This window comes from Candidatus Pelagibacter sp. HIMB1509 (assembly GCF_052047855.1).
GTDB lineage: Bacteria > Pseudomonadota > Alphaproteobacteria > Pelagibacterales > Pelagibacteraceae > Pelagibacter.
The window spans coordinates 400,392-416,166 of record NZ_JBNAIU010000001.1 but is presented as its reverse complement, the minus strand read 5'-3'; the positions used below and the strand labels follow the sequence as shown (position 1 = coordinate 416,166).

The 15,775-nt window shown below is 29.6% G+C and carries 19 protein-coding genes and 1 riboswitch; of the genes, 9 read left to right on the top strand and 10 right to left on the bottom strand.

From position 1 onward, the window contains the following. Positions 1–7: 7 nt before the first annotated feature. The 7 genes from ACTTBO_RS02160 to ACTTBO_RS02130 form a co-directional block, all read right to left on the bottom strand. Positions 8–796, bottom strand: coding sequence for a cytochrome c oxidase subunit 3 (locus ACTTBO_RS02160; protein ID WP_075506420.1), 789 nt, complete (start codon positions 794–796; stop codon positions 8–10). A gap of 10 nt (positions 797–806) precedes the next feature. Further along, complete coding sequence (locus ACTTBO_RS02155; RefSeq protein WP_256998103.1) at positions 807–1,340, bottom strand: cytochrome c oxidase assembly protein; 534 nt, start codon at positions 1,338–1,340, stop codon at positions 807–809. Beyond that, positions 1,337–1,462: a serine protease gene (locus tag ACTTBO_RS02150; protein ID WP_075506421.1), complete on the bottom strand. Its 126-nt coding sequence runs from the start codon at positions 1,460–1,462 to the stop codon at positions 1,337–1,339. Before ACTTBO_RS02150 ends, ACTTBO_RS02155 begins: the two co-directional genes overlap by 4 nt. Beyond that, a complete protein-coding gene (gene cyoE / locus ACTTBO_RS02145; protein WP_440656109.1) occupies positions 1,459–2,370 on the bottom strand; it encodes a heme o synthase in 912 nt (303 codons plus the stop codon). The genes ACTTBO_RS02150 and cyoE overlap by 4 nt, the downstream gene beginning before the upstream one ends. A 30-nt stretch (positions 2,371–2,400) precedes the next feature. Further along, positions 2,401–4,035: a cytochrome c oxidase subunit I gene (ctaD, locus tag ACTTBO_RS02140; protein WP_075506423.1), complete on the bottom strand. Its 1,635-nt coding sequence runs from the start codon at positions 4,033–4,035 to the stop codon at positions 2,401–2,403. A gap of 1 nt (position 4,036) precedes the next feature. After that, a complete protein-coding gene (coxB, locus tag ACTTBO_RS02135) occupies positions 4,037–4,852 on the bottom strand; it encodes a cytochrome c oxidase subunit II (RefSeq protein ID WP_440656107.1) in 816 nt (271 codons plus the stop codon). Positions 4,853–4,913: 61 nt separating this feature from the next. After that, positions 4,914–5,615, bottom strand: coding sequence for an RsmE family RNA methyltransferase (locus ACTTBO_RS02130; protein WP_440656105.1), 702 nt, complete (start codon positions 5,613–5,615; stop codon positions 4,914–4,916). Positions 5,616–5,631: 16 nt separating this feature from the next. Here ACTTBO_RS02130 and ACTTBO_RS02125 point away from each other — a divergent pair, with 16 nt between their 5' ends. Beyond that, on the top strand, positions 5,632–6,303 hold the full coding sequence (locus ACTTBO_RS02125; protein WP_440656103.1) for a haloacid dehalogenase type II: 672 nt from the start codon (positions 5,632–5,634) through the stop codon (positions 6,301–6,303). Between the two features lie 2 nt (positions 6,304–6,305). Here the strand turns inward: ACTTBO_RS02125 and ACTTBO_RS02120 are convergent, their stop codons facing one another. Together ACTTBO_RS02120 and ACTTBO_RS02115 are read right to left on the bottom strand one after the other, a co-directional pair. Continuing rightward, positions 6,306–7,364, bottom strand: a complete 1,059-nt coding sequence (locus ACTTBO_RS02120; RefSeq protein ID WP_440656101.1) for a homocysteine S-methyltransferase family protein — start codon at positions 7,362–7,364, stop codon at positions 6,306–6,308. Between the two features lie 66 nt (positions 7,365–7,430). Next, positions 7,431–7,496: riboswitch (SAM riboswitch) on the bottom strand. 144 nt (positions 7,497–7,640) lie between these two features. Further along, positions 7,641–8,000, bottom strand: a complete 360-nt coding sequence (locus ACTTBO_RS02115) for a winged helix-turn-helix transcriptional regulator (RefSeq protein WP_440656099.1) — start codon at positions 7,998–8,000, stop codon at positions 7,641–7,643. Between the two features lie 125 nt (positions 8,001–8,125). On the opposite strand from ACTTBO_RS02115, the gene ACTTBO_RS02110 reads away from it, so the two are divergent. The 4 genes from ACTTBO_RS02110 to ACTTBO_RS02095 are packed head-to-tail and all read left to right on the top strand — an operon-like array spanning position 8,126 to position 10,555. Continuing rightward, positions 8,126–8,362 (top strand): CDGSH iron-sulfur domain-containing protein, encoded by a 237-nt coding sequence (locus ACTTBO_RS02110; protein ID WP_440656097.1) that lies wholly within the window; start codon positions 8,126–8,128, stop codon positions 8,360–8,362. Between the two features lie 3 nt (positions 8,363–8,365). Then, complete coding sequence (locus ACTTBO_RS02105; RefSeq protein ID WP_440656095.1) at positions 8,366–8,743, top strand: DoxX family protein; 378 nt, start codon at positions 8,366–8,368, stop codon at positions 8,741–8,743. Continuing rightward, positions 8,744–9,580, top strand: coding sequence for a pirin family protein (locus ACTTBO_RS02100; RefSeq protein ID WP_440656093.1), 837 nt, complete (start codon positions 8,744–8,746; stop codon positions 9,578–9,580). Between the two features lie 3 nt (positions 9,581–9,583). Beyond that, positions 9,584–10,555 (top strand): quinone oxidoreductase family protein, encoded by a 972-nt coding sequence (locus ACTTBO_RS02095; RefSeq protein WP_440656091.1) that lies wholly within the window; start codon positions 9,584–9,586, stop codon positions 10,553–10,555. Here ACTTBO_RS02095 and ACTTBO_RS02090 read toward each other — a convergent pair. Next, positions 10,552–10,956 carry a DUF2721 domain-containing protein gene (locus ACTTBO_RS02090; RefSeq protein ID WP_075506429.1) on the bottom strand — a complete coding sequence of 135 codons (405 nt, stop codon included), beginning with the start codon at positions 10,954–10,956 and terminating at the stop codon, positions 10,552–10,554. The two genes, ACTTBO_RS02095 and ACTTBO_RS02090, sit on opposite strands and share 4 nt — an antisense overlap. A gap of 52 nt (positions 10,957–11,008) precedes the next feature. Here ACTTBO_RS02090 and ubiA point away from each other — a divergent pair, with 52 nt between their 5' ends. Genes ubiA through lpxK form a run of 4 tightly spaced genes read left to right on the top strand, consistent with a single transcriptional unit; the run spans position 11,009 to position 15,774 of the window. After that, positions 11,009–11,878, top strand: a complete 870-nt coding sequence (gene ubiA / locus ACTTBO_RS02085) for a 4-hydroxybenzoate octaprenyltransferase (protein ID WP_440656089.1) — start codon at positions 11,009–11,011, stop codon at positions 11,876–11,878. Then, entirely contained in the window at positions 11,875–13,611 is a 1,737-nt protein-coding gene (locus ACTTBO_RS02080; protein ID WP_440656087.1) for an ABC transporter ATP-binding protein, read from the top strand. Before ubiA ends, ACTTBO_RS02080 begins: the two co-directional genes overlap by 4 nt. A gap of 2 nt (positions 13,612–13,613) precedes the next feature. Continuing rightward, a complete protein-coding gene (locus tag ACTTBO_RS02075) occupies positions 13,614–14,864 on the top strand; it encodes a 3-deoxy-D-manno-octulosonic acid transferase (protein WP_440656085.1) in 1,251 nt (416 codons plus the stop codon). After that, entirely contained in the window at positions 14,845–15,774 is a 930-nt protein-coding gene (gene lpxK, locus ACTTBO_RS02070; RefSeq protein ID WP_440656083.1) for a tetraacyldisaccharide 4'-kinase, read from the top strand. Before ACTTBO_RS02075 ends, lpxK begins: the two co-directional genes overlap by 20 nt. Position 15,775: the final 1 nt, after the last annotated feature.

The following is a 15,775-nucleotide window of genomic DNA, read 5'->3' as shown; positions in this document are numbered from 1 at the left end:
TTAAATATTAACTTCCCCAAACGTAGATAGCTGCAAACAAGAATAACCAAACAACATCAACAAAGTGCCAGTACCAAGCAGCTGCCTCAAAACCAAAGTGGTGTTCTTTAGTAAAGTGACCCAATCTTCCTCTCCATAAACAAACAGCAAGAAAAATTGTTCCAACAATTACGTGGAAACCGTGAAAACCTGTTGCCATATAAAATACTGCACCATAAATATGTCCTGAATAATCAAATGTAGCATGATGATATTCGTAAGCCTGTAATAAAGTAAAAAAGAAGCCTAGTGCAACAGTTGCTGTTAATCCTTGAATAAATCCCTTTCTATCATCTTCTAATAAAGAGTGGTGAGCCCAAGTTACTGTAGTACCAGATAATAATAAAACTAGTGTATTGATTAATGGAATGTCCCATGGATCAAAAGTTTCTATGTCTTGTGGAGGCCAAACATTTCCAACAAACTCATTTGGGAACAAACTTATATCAAAATATGCCCAAAACCATGCAACGAAAAACATAACTTCAGAAGCAATAAATAACGTCATTCCATATCTATGATGAATTTGAACAACAGGAGTATGATGACCTTGATGTTCAGCTTCAATCACAACATCTCTGAACCACATATAAGCTGCATAAATTACAAGAGCTAATCCCAAATACATTCCCCAAGATACATCATTGTGCATATAAAAAATTGCTCCAATAGCTAGTACTAAGCATGCGAAAGATGTAAATATAGGCCAAGGACTTGGGTCTACTAAGTGATAATCATGTTTTTTTTCAGCTGACATATTTTTTTGATTATGATTGTTTATAATAATCTGTCGAGAAAAAAGTATACGACATAGTTACATCCTGTAAGTTTTTAACTGTTGGATCATTTACCAGTTCTGGGTCCAAATAAAAAGTCATAATATAAGTTGCCTTCTCACCTGCCTTAAGTTCTTGTTTTTCGAAGCAAAAACAGCCTAATTTACTATAATATTTACCAAAACTTGCCGGCGAAACATTGAAACTAGCAACTCCATAAGTTGTTTCGTCTCCATAGTTCTCAACCTCAAACTCAATTCTATTTACCTGACCAACCTTAACATCAATGACATTTGATTTAGCCTTAAAATCCCAAGTAAGATTGTTTACATTCGTATCAAATCTTACACTTACAACTTTATCTAAAACTATTTTCGGGGCTTCTTTAGATACTTGGGTTGTTCCTCCAAAGCCAGTTACACGACAAAAAAGATCATATAAGGGCACTGCTGCAAAAGATAAACCTAACATTAAACAAAAAATACCTGCTAGAAGTAATGGAGTTAATGTTTTGCTCTTAATCATATCTGCCTATCAAATACGCCAACGTTATATAATGTAAAAACAAACAAAAAAACCATAAAAGCTAAAATTGCTAAAGCAGTAATAATATTTTTTTTCTTTGTTTTTTTATCAGGTGTTATCATAAAATTTTATCTATTAAGAAAAATACAAAAACTAAAAACAAATATAATATCGAGTATCCAAAAATTGTTTTTGCTTTTTTTGCATCAAACTTGTTCTTCTTAAATTTGTAAAGTTCAAAACATAAGTAATTATAATAAATTGTCAAAATTAATGATGGAATTAAAAATACTAGACCAACAAAACTAATTGCATATGGGAAAACAATAACTGGCAACATTATTAACGAATAAACAAATATATTTAATTTTGTGCTTTCAACACCATTAGTCAATGGAAGCATTGGTATATTTGCTTTTTTATAATCATCAGATTTATATAAACTTAGTGCCCAGAAATGTGATGGTGTCCAAAAAAAGATAATTAGAAAGAAAGTTAATGGCTCAAGTGAAAGTGAGTTGGCAGCTATAGTCCAACCAATTACAGGAGGTAATGCTCCCGCAGCGCCGCCAATTACTATATTTTGAGGCGTTTTTCTTTTAAGCCAAACAGTATAAACCAACACATAAAACAAAATTGTAAATAACAATAAAGCTGATGAAACTGTATTTGCAAAATAATCTAAAGCAACAACAGAAAATATTGATAAAGCAATACCAAAAATCAAAGCTTGGTTTTTATTTACCTTCCCAGTTGGTATAGGTCTTAAACAAGTCCTTGTCATTAATGCATCTAAATCAGACTCGTACCACATGTTTAAAGCTCCAGCGGCACCAGCTCCTATAGAAACTAAAATAATTCCAATTATTGCATCTTTTGTTGGAATAATATTTGGCGCCATTAACAATCCAACTGCACAAGTAAAAATTACAAGAGACATTACTCTTGGCTTCATAAGTTTAAACAACTCTGAGAAATTGAAAACGTCTTCTTGACTTAAATTTCTATTTTTTAACTTAGACTTAATCATTTAATTTTAGACAAAAAATCTAAATACTTTTTAAGTAGTAGATTTTTCTGCACTCTCTTCATCTTCAAACTTTGGTAATTCATCAAAAGTATGAAAATTTGGAGGAGACGGTACTGTCCACTCTAAAGTTGTTGCTCCTTCACCCCAAGGGTTTTGAGCAGCAGCTTTTTTCTTATAAAATGCATAAATTAGATTTGCGAAAAATACTCCTAAACCAATTACAGAAATATATGATCCAATTGAAGATATATAATTCCAACCAGCAAATGCATCTGGATAATCTGCATATCTTCTAGGCATCCCCGCTAAACCTAAGAAGTGTTGAGGGAAGAAAATTAAGTTTACACCAATAAATGTTAACCAGAAGTGTAATTGACCTAACCATTCTGAATACTCATAACCACTCATTTTTCCAAACCAATAATAAAAGCCTGCAAAGATTGCAAACACCGCACCTAAAGATAATACATAATGGAAGTGAGCTACTACATAGTAAGTATCATGCATTGCTGTATCTACACCTGCATTTGCAAGAACAACACCTGTAACTCCACCGACTGTAAATAAAAATATAAATCCTAGAGCCCAAACCATAGGTGTCTTAAATGATATTGAACCACCCCACATAGTTGCTATCCAAGAAAATATTTTAATTCCCGTCGGAACAGCAATGATCATCGTCGCTGCTAAGAAATAAGCTTTAGTATCTGTGCTTAAACCAACTGTATACATATGGTGAGCCCATACAACGAAACCAACTATTCCAATTGCTACCATTGCATATGCCATACCTAAATATCCAAATACTGGTTTTCTTGAGAATGTTGAAACAATATGACTGATCATTCCAAAACCTGGTAAAATTAAAATGTAAACTTCAGGGTGACCAAAGAACCAGAATAAGTGTTGGAATAATACTGGATCTCCACCTGTTTGAGCATCAAAGAATGCAGTTCCGAAATTTCTATCTGTTAATAGCATTGTGATTGCACCTGCTAACACTGGAAGTGATAAAAGTAATAAGAACGCTGTAACTAAAATTGACCAAGCAAATAAAGGCATTTTATGCAATGTCATACCTGGAGTTCTCATGTTTAAAATTGTAGTTATAAAATTTACTGCTCCTAAAATTGAAGACGCTCCTGCTAAGTGTAAACTTAAAATAGCAAAGTCCATTGCTGGACCAGGCTGTCCTGCTGTAGATGATAAAGGAGGATAGATTGTCCATCCACCACCAACTCCAGTTTGACCTGGGGGGCCATCCATAAATATAGACATGATTAATAAAATGAATGAAGTTGGTAGTAACCAAAATGAAATATTATTCATTCTTGGGAATGCCATATCAGGTGCACCAATCATGATTGGTACAAACCAATTTCCAAAACCACCAATCATTGCTGGCATAACCATAAAGAAGATCATGATTAAACCATGACCTGTTACTAAAACATTGTATAAATGATAGTTTCCACCCAAAATTCCATCACCTGGATGCATCAATTCCATTCTCATTAAAACTGAGAATGCAGTTCCGATTACACCTGCAACAATTGCAAATATAAGGTACATTGTACCGATATCTTTGTGATTAGTTGAATACGCCCAACGTTTCCAACCAGTTGGTGTATGATGATCGTCGTGTGATGCAGTTTGTGTATACATATTATTTACTCGCTAGTTTTTTAAATTGATCTTCTTCATTAATTTCTTTTGCAAATTTTATTTTAGCTCCAGTAAGCCATTCTTGATATTCTTCTTCAGGAACTACTCTTACTGTAATCGGCATAAAAGCATGTTTAATTCCACAAAGCTCAGAACACTGTCCATAATAAGTTCCAACTTCTTCTGCTTTAAACCATGTTTCATTTATTCTTCCAGGAACTGCATCTCTTTTAACTCCAAAAGATGGTAAAGCCCAAGCGTGTAAAACATCATTTGCAGTAATTAAAACTTTAACTACTTTATTTACTGGAACAACTAATTCATTATCTACAGCTAACAATCTAGGCTGATTTTCTTTTAAATCTTTATCTTCAATCATGTAAGAGTCGAAAATAATATTTTCATCTGGATACTCATATCCCCAGTACCATTGATAACCAATTGCCTTAACTGTTACATCTGCTTTTGGTATTGAGTCTTGTTTATATAAAATCTTAAACGATGGAACTGCCATCACAATTAAAATTAAACATGGAATTAATGTCCATAAAACTTCTACTGCAACATTGTGAGTTCTTTTAGAAGGAACTGGATTTGCTGATGCTCTAAATCTGATACATGCATATACCATCAAAAATAAAACGAAAACACTTATCGCAATTATGATTGGTAATAACAATTTATCATGAAAATTAACGATATCTCTCATAGACTCTGATGCTGCTTTTTGAAAACCTAATTGCCAATCTTTCGGCTGGTTAGCAAACGCAACTGCAGGAGTTAAAATTGAAAGAATTGTTAATAAAATTTTTTTCATTTTTTTAACCCTATATAGAACGTCTTCAAAAAAATTACACTTTAGTTTTCGCGACAAAATATCAATTTATGGCGTATTTTATGATCGATATAGCTGAAATTACAGCTGTTTCAGATCTCAATATATTCTCATTAATTTTCAGTGGTTGAACTCGGCTAAATTTTAGAATCTTTGCCCTTTCCTCTTCAGAAAAATCTCCTTCTGGACCTATAATTACACATGTAGGTTTATCTGTAATCTTCTTTAAATCTATTTTGGTATTTTCAGAATTTAGATCAGTAAAAATTAAATCCATTTCATTACTATTTAAAAAACTATCTAATGATCTTGGGTCCTCAATATCTGGAACATTAATTCTATTCGATTGCTCTGATGCTTCAATAATTACTTTCTCTAATCGTTCTTTATTAATCTTACGAACAATCGTTCTATCAAATATAATTGGAATAAATTTTGTAACTCCTAACTCAGTTGCTTTTTGAATCATAAAATTAAAGTAATTTGATTTAATTGGAGAAAACGCAAGCCATAATTCTTTAGAATTTTCTTTTTGTCTTAATTGTTTTGTAACATTAAATTTAACAATACCTTTTGAGATGTTTAAAATTTTTGCTTCCCACTCACCACTACTGTTAAATAAAGAAAAAATTTCATTTTCTTTAACTCTCATTACTTTGTTTACGTAATGCGATTGAGATTTATCAAGCGTATCAGTTAAATTATTAGATAAACTTTTAGAAAAATATAATCTAATGTTACTCATATTATTAAATTAGTTTATGAAAAATATTAAAGCAATAATTTTTGACGCTTACGGCACTTTATTCGATGTAAATTCAGCAGCAGAAAAATGCAAAGATAAAATTGGTAATAAGTGGGAAACTTTTGCAAATTATTGGAGAACCACACAATTAGAATACACTTGGCTTAGAAGTTTAATGAAAAGACATAAAGATTTTTGGCAAATCACTGAAGACAGTTTGGATAAATCAATGAGTGTATTTAAAATAGATAATTCAATGAGAGATGAATTATTAGACCTTTACAAAATTCTCTCACCTTTTGAAGAAGTTCCAAAAGTATTAAAATCTTTAAAAGAAAAAAATTTTAAACTAGCAATACTTTCCAATGGGACACCTTCTTTATTAAATGAATTAGTAAGTAGTAATAATTTAAATAATTTATTTGATGATATTTTTTCAATTGAAGAAGTTGGTGTATTTAAGCCTGATTCTAAAGTTTATGATATACCAGTAAAAAAATACAAAATTGAAAAAAATGAAGTTGCTTTTTTAAGTGCGAATACTTGGGATGTATCTGGGGGAGGGAACTATGGATACAATTCTATTTGGGTAAACAGAAGCAATAATATTTTTGATAAACTTGATTACCAACCAAAATTAGAAATCAAAAACTTAATTGATCTGCTACCCAAAATAGATACTAAATAATACTAAGCTTTATCTCCATAATCAGTCATGTGTTTTGGAATTCTTTTATTTTTTCCATACATGAAATGATTTTCCATGTTTTCTCTATACTTACTTGCTGGTACCTTTAATCCAACAGACTCACATACTTCTCTGATTAACATTGGGTTAGCACCACAACAGACACCAAGATAATGTACACCTAAAATATTTGCCCATTTTGCAAATTGACCTATTTCATATCTATTACAAAAATGAGGATCTAGTGCTGTTGGAAAAGTTCTTCCGTGTGGTGATGGGCAAGAACAATCATCTCTGTCTGGTAAGTTAAAAAAAGTTGGATATTTTTCATTAGTTCTATATGGGATTGGTAATGCTCCAACATGACATTTCACAGCTTTTCTAATCTCCTTTAGAAAAGGCATCATTGTTGCTGGCCCTCTAAAACAATTTAATCCTACTACATCAGCTCCTCTTTGTTCTAACTCTTTACATGTATCAACAACAGATTTTCCATCCCTCATAATATTTTCACCCATTGGAGAAATGGTTAACACTGTTGGTAAGTTAGCTTTTTTCATTACCTCAAGCGCTTTAAACGCCTCTTCAGCATAATAAAAAGTTTCGCCAATCAACATATCGGCCCCTTCATCTACTGCCCAACCAATCATTTCTGTAAACATAGCTTCAACTTCTTTTTGAGCTTGCTTGTCATCCTCTTTCCAAATATTGGAGTTGGATATATTCCCGGCCATTAAATTTGGTTGTGATCCCTCTGGTGTATCTAAGGCAACTTTTTTTGCAATTTTAAGAGCTGATCTATTTAAGGGTTCAAGCAATTCCTCTTTACCAATTACTCTCATTTTTTCTCTATGACCATTATAGGTAAATGCTTCTACAATATCAGATCCTGCATGTTGAAATTCTCTGTGTAAATTTTCTAAAACTTCAGGATGATCAAGAGATACCATTGGTACAAATTCTCCTGAAGCCATATAGCCTCTTCTTTCTATTTCAAACAAAAAACCCTCAGCACAAATTACTGGTCCTTTATCTAATCTTTCTTTTAAAATATTTGTCATTTTTTTCTCCAAAATTAATCGGAGAAAAGAGCTTAAACTAGCTAAGAGGGTTAGAATAAAAACTCTCTTCTCCTTTTTAGTGCTTTAGCAAAATGCTGGGTGCACAATACGGTTCAAATACCCGGTTCAATTTTGAGGAGCTCAAAAAAAAACCACCAGCTGAAGCGGTGGTTGAGACGTCGCTTTAGCTGGATTTGTAAAGCGCCCGCAATTTAACTTAAATCAGCGCTTAACCAATATCACCATACAATTAATAAAAAGTCAAAAGAATTTGGCTTATCTAATTCTACTTTCTTCAAAGTTTTTGTTGAGTTTTAAGGATATTGTTTTGGTATTTTTTTTATTCCAATCAGAAAATGACTTTAAAATTGGAATAACAGAAAGTCCAAATTCAGTAAGAGAATACTCAACTTTAGGAGGCACTACTTGATGAACTTTTCTATTTATAATTCCATCAATCTCTAATTCCTTGAGTTGTTTTGATAACATTTGTTGTGTGATTGTTTTTAACTCTTTTTTAAGTTTATTAAATCTCACTATTCTATTGTTAAATAAATAAAATAAAATTCTGATTTTCCATTTTCCACCAAGAAAATAAATTGCTCTTTCCGCTGGGCATTCAATATTGTTTTTCATAATACCTATTTAAATACCTTGTTTTATTTTTCAAGGTATGATTATACATACTAGTATGAAAATATTGCGTTCTTGCAGAATTTAACCAGATCATTATTTAGATTAAATATTAGCAAAGGAGATTTATGAGCAAAGGAATAAAAGCAGGAGATCAACCTATTTCTATTGATGTTGAAAAAGGAAAAAATTACTTATGGTGTTCTTGTGGACAAAGTAAGAGCCAACCATTTTGTGATATGTCACATAGAGGAACAGAATTTAAACCAGTTAAATTTGTAGCTGAAGAAAATAAAACTATTTATTTCTGTAATTGTAAACAAACTAACAATCAGCCATTTTGTGATGGTTCACACAACAAATAGACCATGACAAATATTTTAGATTTAGTTGGGAGAATATTTATCTCTTTAGTGTTTTTGTTAAGTGGAATTAATAAAATTGGAAATTATGAAGGAACCATTGGTTGGATGGAGTCTTTGGGAATGCCAGGTATTTTTTTAATTCCAGCAATAATTCTTGAGATAGGTGCTCCAATATTAATAATAATTGGATATAAAGTAAAAATTTCTGCTGCTCTCTTAAGTTTATTTTGCATAGCAACTGCAATTATTTTTCACACAGATTTTAGTAATCAAATGCAATTTGTATCATTTATGAAAAATATAGCATTAGCTGGTGGATTTTTATTTTTGGTGATAAATGAGACAAAAGAGTTTAGTTTAGAAAGGAAATTAGCAAAATAAATGTCAAAAATTGAAGTAAGTAAAATTATAGATCCTATTCCAGCGTCAGATGGTGCAGGAGTAAAATTAAAAAGAAGTATTGGTGTTGAACCAAATTACTTTGATCCTTTCTTAATGCTAGATGAATTTGGATCTGAAAATAGCGAAGATTATATTGCTGGTTTTCCTCCTCACCCACATCGAGGCATTGAAACCGTTACATATATGCTCGCTGGAGATTTTGAACATAAAGATAGCACTGGTGGTGAAGGAAGAATGACCGCAGGTGATGTTCAGTGGATGAAAACAGGAAGTGGTATTATTCATTCAGAGATGCCAGCTATGAAAGAAGGAAGACTTCATGGCTTTCAACTATGGATTAACATGCCTGCTAAATTGAAAATGAGTAAGCCTGAATACATTTATATAGATGCTGATAAAATGAGTGTTCATAAAGATAATGAGAAACAAGTAAAAGTTATTGCAGGTAAATTTGAAAACGCTGAAGGACCTGTAAAAGGTCACAATGTAGAACCAGTTTATTTTGATGTAGAGTTAAAAAAAGATAAAGAATTTAATTTTAGCATTCCACCAACTCACAATACATTTATTTATCTAATTAATGGTGAAATTGAAATTGGCAATGAAAAGCATGATGAAGTTAAAGATAGTACTTTAATATTATTAACAAAAGGTGAAGAGCTTAAAGTTAAAGCAAAAACAGATGCTAAATTTCTTGTAATATCTGGAAAACCGATAAATGAAGAAATTGCAAGAGGTGGTCCTTTTGTGATGAATACTAAAGCAGAAATCTTGCAAGCTGTTCAAGATTATCATAATGGTACATTTGTAAAATAAATTATGAATTCAGTTATAATATCAAAAGCAGGTGGACCAGAAGTTTTAGAATACAAAGAACTTAAGCTTGAGGAACCAAAATCTGATGAAGTAACGATTAAAAACCATGCAATTGGTTTAAATTATATTGATACTTATCATCGATCAGGACTTTATCCATTAACTCTACCCTCTCCAATAGGTCTAGAGGGAGCTGGAGAAATAACTAAAGTTGGCTCAGATGTAAAAGATTTTAAAGTTGGAGATAAAGTTGCATACTGTGCAGCTCCTCTTGGTGCCTATTCAACTCATAGAAATTACCCAACTAAAAACTTGGTAAAAGTTCCTGATAGTGTTGATTTAGAAACAGCAGCAACTTTGATGACAAAAGGAATAACTACCTTTTATCTTTTACATAAAACTTATCCTGTAAAATCAGGTGAAGATATTTTATTCCATGCAGCAGCTGGTGGTGTTGGTCAAATATTTGGACAATGGGCTAAAAGTCTAGGATGCAATGTTATTGGTACTGTCGGTTCAGATGAAAAAATAGAAAATGCAAAACAAAATGGCTACGACCATGTGATTAATTATAACAAAGATAATTTTGCTGAAAGAGTAAAAGAGATTACTGAAGGCAAAGGATTGTCTGTTGTATATGATGGAGTTGGAAAAAATACTTTTGATGGTTCAATTGAATGTTTAAAATTAAGAGGAATGTTGGTTTCTTTTGGTAATGCATCGGGTCCTCTAGATCCAGTTAATGTTGCAAAATCAATTCAACCAAAAGGACTATATTTAACAAGACCAAGTATTATGCAGTACACTACAACAAGAGAAGAGCTTGATGAAGCTGCGAATAAAGTTTTTGAAATGGCCTCAAGTGGAAAAGTAAAAGTAAAAATTTCAAAAAAATATTCTCTAAAAGATATTGTACAAGCGCACAAAGATTTAGAATCTAGAGTTCTTACTGGTCCAGCAGTTATACTTCCCTAGTTCACATCTACATCCATATCAGACATATGGAGTTTAAGTGCATTAGTTGAAATTTGAATTTCTCTTATAAAAAAAATAATTGATATAATCATGGATAAACAACATGAGCCAAAAATTACTCTAGCTGCAAATACTTCATCTAAATAGAGTGCAAATACTGTAAGCATATTAAATAGGAAGCCAAATGAAGCAAATAAAATTGTCCATCTAAGAAGTGTTATCCTTCCACTTAAATTAATAAACTGCTTCTTCCATTCAGGAGGAATATGCTTTTCATAAACATGCTCATCATGAAGCTGACGAATTAAGATACTTAGAGAGTGAAATCTGTTGCTATAAACACTCATAAGTAACGGAATAGCTGGAAACATTAAAGCAGTAACTGTGTAGTCTATGTTCATACGAATCAATTTGATTATGAAACTACCCTTTGTTATTTACAAGTAAAATATTATGAACCAATTAAAACTTTTTATTGATTTAACTAGGCTACAAAAACCAATCGGCTTTATGTTGTTATTTTGGCCTTGTGCATGGGGTTTAACTTTAGCTTATGATTTTTCTTTAAATTTAAATAATTATTTTTTTTATTTAATTTTATTCTTCTTAGGATCTGTTTTAATGAGATCAGCAGGATGCATTGTTAATGATATTTTGGATAAAGAATTTGATGCAAAAGTATTTCGAACTAAAAATCGTCCTATTGCCTCTGGAAAAGTATCTATTTGGCTTGGTATCTTTTACGCAACAGTTTTGTGTTTCTTGGCATTATTAGTTTTAATAAATTTTAATTTATTCACTGTTATTTTGGCGATGACATCTATGCCTCTTGCATTCACTTACCCACTTATGAAAAGGTATACATATTGGCCTCAATTATTTTTAGGAATTACTTTTAATTATGGTTTAATTCTTGGTTGGACCGCAATTACAGATGAATTAAATTTCGTTATTATTTTATTCTACTTAGGAGCCATATTTTGGACACTGGGCTATGATACCATCTACGGATTTCAAGATATTAAAGATGATGAAATAATTGGTTTAAAATCTACTTCAATTAAATTTAAAGGAAATGCAAAAAAATTTATATTCTCATGTTACTCATTTTTAATTATTTTTTTTCTTATGGGAGGATATTATATGAAGTTTAATTATATTTATTTTGTCTTGATGTTAATTACTTTTTTTTATTTATTTTTTTATCAATTGAAAACTATTAATTTGAGGGATTCTACAAGTTGCTTAAATGCATTTAAAAATAATAACCTATTAGGATTAATAATTTTTTTTAATATTTTGGCTGCTAAAAATTTTATATGAGAAAAATAGATACCTTTAAAAGGTTGTATAAAGATTATACAAAGAAACATTTAAACAAAATAATTATATCTGCTTTGTTTTCAATACTTGTAGCTGGTAGTACTTCTTCGATTGCTTGGCTATTAGATCCCGCAATAAAAAAAATATTTATTGATAAAGATCAAAAACTAATTTTTATCATTCCTTTACTTATAATCGTGGCATTCGCGACTAAAGGTATTTCTCTATATATCGCGAAAGTAATGATGATAAATGTTGGTGAAGAAGTAAAAAAAAAACTACAGTATGATATGTTGAGATCTTTAATAAGAGCAGATACTCAATTTATTGATAAAAAACATTCAGGTAAATTTATTTCAAATTTGATTTATGACGTAACTCACATAACTAATATACTTAGTGTTGCAATACTTAATTTGTTTAAAGATAGTCTAACTTTAATTGGTTTGTTGATAGTAATGTTTGTTCAAAATTGGAAATTATCACTAATTTCAATTATTATGATACCCCTGGCAAGTGTGGCGGCTAGAACTTTGGGTAAAAGAATGGGAAAAGTTGTTACTGAAGCCCAAGAAAAATCAGGATTTTTAACTACTTACTTAGTTGAATTATTTAAAAATCATAAACTAATAAAAATATTTCAAAAAGAAGATTTTGAAACTGATAAAGCAGACAATCATCTAGACCAATTAAAAAACAAAAGTAAAAAAATTTCTACTGTTTTAGTAAGGATGTCTCCAATAATGGAAGTTTTAACAGGAATAATGATTGCTATATTAATCTATTACTCAGGTAAGTTAATTATGAAAAATGAGATCGAAGTTAATAATTTCTTCTCTTTTCTAGCTGCTATGATGTTAGCTTATCAACCAGTAAGGTCATTATCAACTCTCAACATGTTAGTTAATCAAGGTTTTTCAGCAGCATCAAGAATACTTCCGATAATTGATACTGAAAATTTAATTTATGATAAAATAAATGCAAAAGATTTAGAAATAAAAGAGGGAAATATTAAGATAGAAAATATCAATTTTAGATACGATGTAAATGAAAAGGAAGTCCTTAAAAATATAACATTAAATTTTGCAGGTGGAAAAATGACTGCTCTAGTTGGTCACAGTGGATCAGGTAAATCCACTATACTAAATCTGATTCCAAGATTTTATAAACCAGTATCTGGTGATTTATTAATTGATAATCAATCAATTTATGATGTGAAAATTAGTTCATTAAGGACTAATATTTCGTTAGTAAGTCAAGAAACAACTTTGTTTGATGATACAATTATAAATAACATAAGATACGCAAATGAGAATGCATCTGATGAAGAAATATATGAGGTTGCAAAATTATCAAACGCTCATGATTTTATAGAAAAATTACCAAACAAGTATAAAACTCTGATTGGCGAAAATGGAGTGAGATTATCAGGTGGTGAGAAACAACGAATATCTATAGCAAGGGCTATGATAAAAAAAAGTAAAATTATCTTATTAGATGAAGCAACATCATCACTAGATTCGGAGACAGAAAAAAAAATACAAGATGCTCTTAAAATATTGACTGAAAATAAAACAACTATAGTTATAGCTCACAGACTCTCAACAATTTTAAATTCTAATAATATATATTTGATTGATTCAGGTAAAGTTATTGATAGTGGGACACATCAAGACTTATTGTTAAAATCAACTTTATACAAAAACTTTTATGAGAAACAAATACAAAAATAAATATGTTTTTAACTTATCAGATTGTTTTAACATTTGGACTAATTATATCTCCAGTAATAATATTTTTAAGAATTCTTAAAAACAAGGAAGATAAAAAAAGATTTATAGAAAAATTTAGCTTTTCTTCTAAAAGACGGAGAAATGGAAAATTAATTTGGTTTCACGGCGCAAGTATTGGAGAAATATTAAGTGTTATTCCACTGATTAAGAATTATGAAAAAAATAGATTAATAGATCAAATACTTATTACATCAAGCACACTAAGTTCTGCAAAAGTTCTTGATAAATATAACTTAAAAAAAACAATTCATCAGTTCTATCCAATTGATCATATATTTTTTACAAATAAATTTTTAAAATATTGGAAACCCGACATGGCTATTTTTATAGAGTCTGAAATTTGGCCTTGTATGTTTCAAAATTTAAATTCAAAAAAAATTCCATTAATTCTATTAAATGCTAGATTTACAAAAAATACTTTTTATAGATGGATGAAAATTAAGAGATTTTTTAAATTAGTTTTAAATAATATTAAAATTGTCTATCCACAAAATCTTGAAACAAAAAAATTTTTAAATAAAATAAAGTTCAATAGAGCGAAATTCATAGGAAATATTAAATTTGTAGAAAACAACGAAAAAGTAAAAGAAAAAATTAATACCCAACTTAATTCTGAATTAAAAAAAAAAAAAATTTGGGTTGCTTCAAGCACACATGAAAATGAAGAAATTTTTTGTGCTAAAACCCATATAAAGTTAAAAAAAAGGATTAAGAATTTAATAACAATAATTATTCCACGACATGTACATAGATGTGTGAAAATTAAAAAAAGTATTGAAAATCTTGGTCTTAAAGTAAAAATACACAGCTCAAATAAAAAAGATTTAAAAAATACTGACATATATTTGGTTGATACTTTTGGGGAAACTAAAAAATTTCACAAAATTTCATCTACTGTTTTTTTAGGAGGTTCAATAATAAATAGAGGGGGTCAAAATCCACTTGAAGCTGCTCGTTATGGTGCAAAAATTTTACATGGATCAAACACAGATAATTTTAAAGATGTTTATAAATTGCTAAAAACTATGAATATTTCAAAACTAATTAATACACCTGATCAGTTAGCATCTTCTATAATTTTTACAAAGAAAAAAAAAATAGGTCTTAAAGTAAAAAAAATTGGAGATAAAATTTTAAAAAAAACTATAAAAGAATTGGACAATCTAATTATCAATGAATTTAAAAAAACCTAAATTTTGGGATTACAAAAAACCAAATCTACTTGCATATTTATTATTACCAATTTCTTATTTAATTAGAATTTTTAATTATTTTAATTCTAAAATTGCAAAAAAAAATAATTTAAAAATAAAGACTGTTTGTGTTGGAAACTTTTATCTAGGTGGGACTGGAAAAACTTCTCTAAGTATAAAAATAAATAAAATTTTAAAACAAAGACAAATACGTACCTGCTTTATAAAAAAAAAATATAAGGATCAAATAGATGAACAAAAAATACTTAAAAATGAAGGAAAACTTTACGTAAACAAAATGAGAATTAACGCTATCTCTCAAGCTGAAAAAGAAAATTTTGAAGTGGCTATTTGTGATGATGGACTTCAAGATAAATCTGTAGATTACGATTTAAAATTTGTGTGTTTCAATACAATAAACTGGGTAGGCAACGGTTTGACTTTACCAGCTGGACCATTAAGAGAAAGGTTGAATAATTTAAATAAGTATGAACATGTTTTTTTAAATGGAAATCTCGAGAATATAGAAAAAATTAGTTATGAGATAAATAAAATTAACCCTAACATTAATATTCATTTAGGAAAATATGAGCCTACCAATTTAAATGAATTTAAATCAGATGATAAGTACTTGATTTTTTCTGGAATAGGAAATCACAAAACTTTTGTTGAAATGCTTAAAAATTATGGATTAAATATTAAAACAGATATAGAATTTCCTGACCATTACAAATATTCGGAAAAAGATATAAGTAAAATCATAGATAAAGCTAATGAATTAAATTGTGAAATATTAACTACTGAAAAAGATTTCATAAGAATAGATTATCCTAATAAAAATAAATTAAAATTTTTAAAGTCAGAATTAAAAATTATTGATGAAGAAAAGTTAATAAAATATTTAATATAAA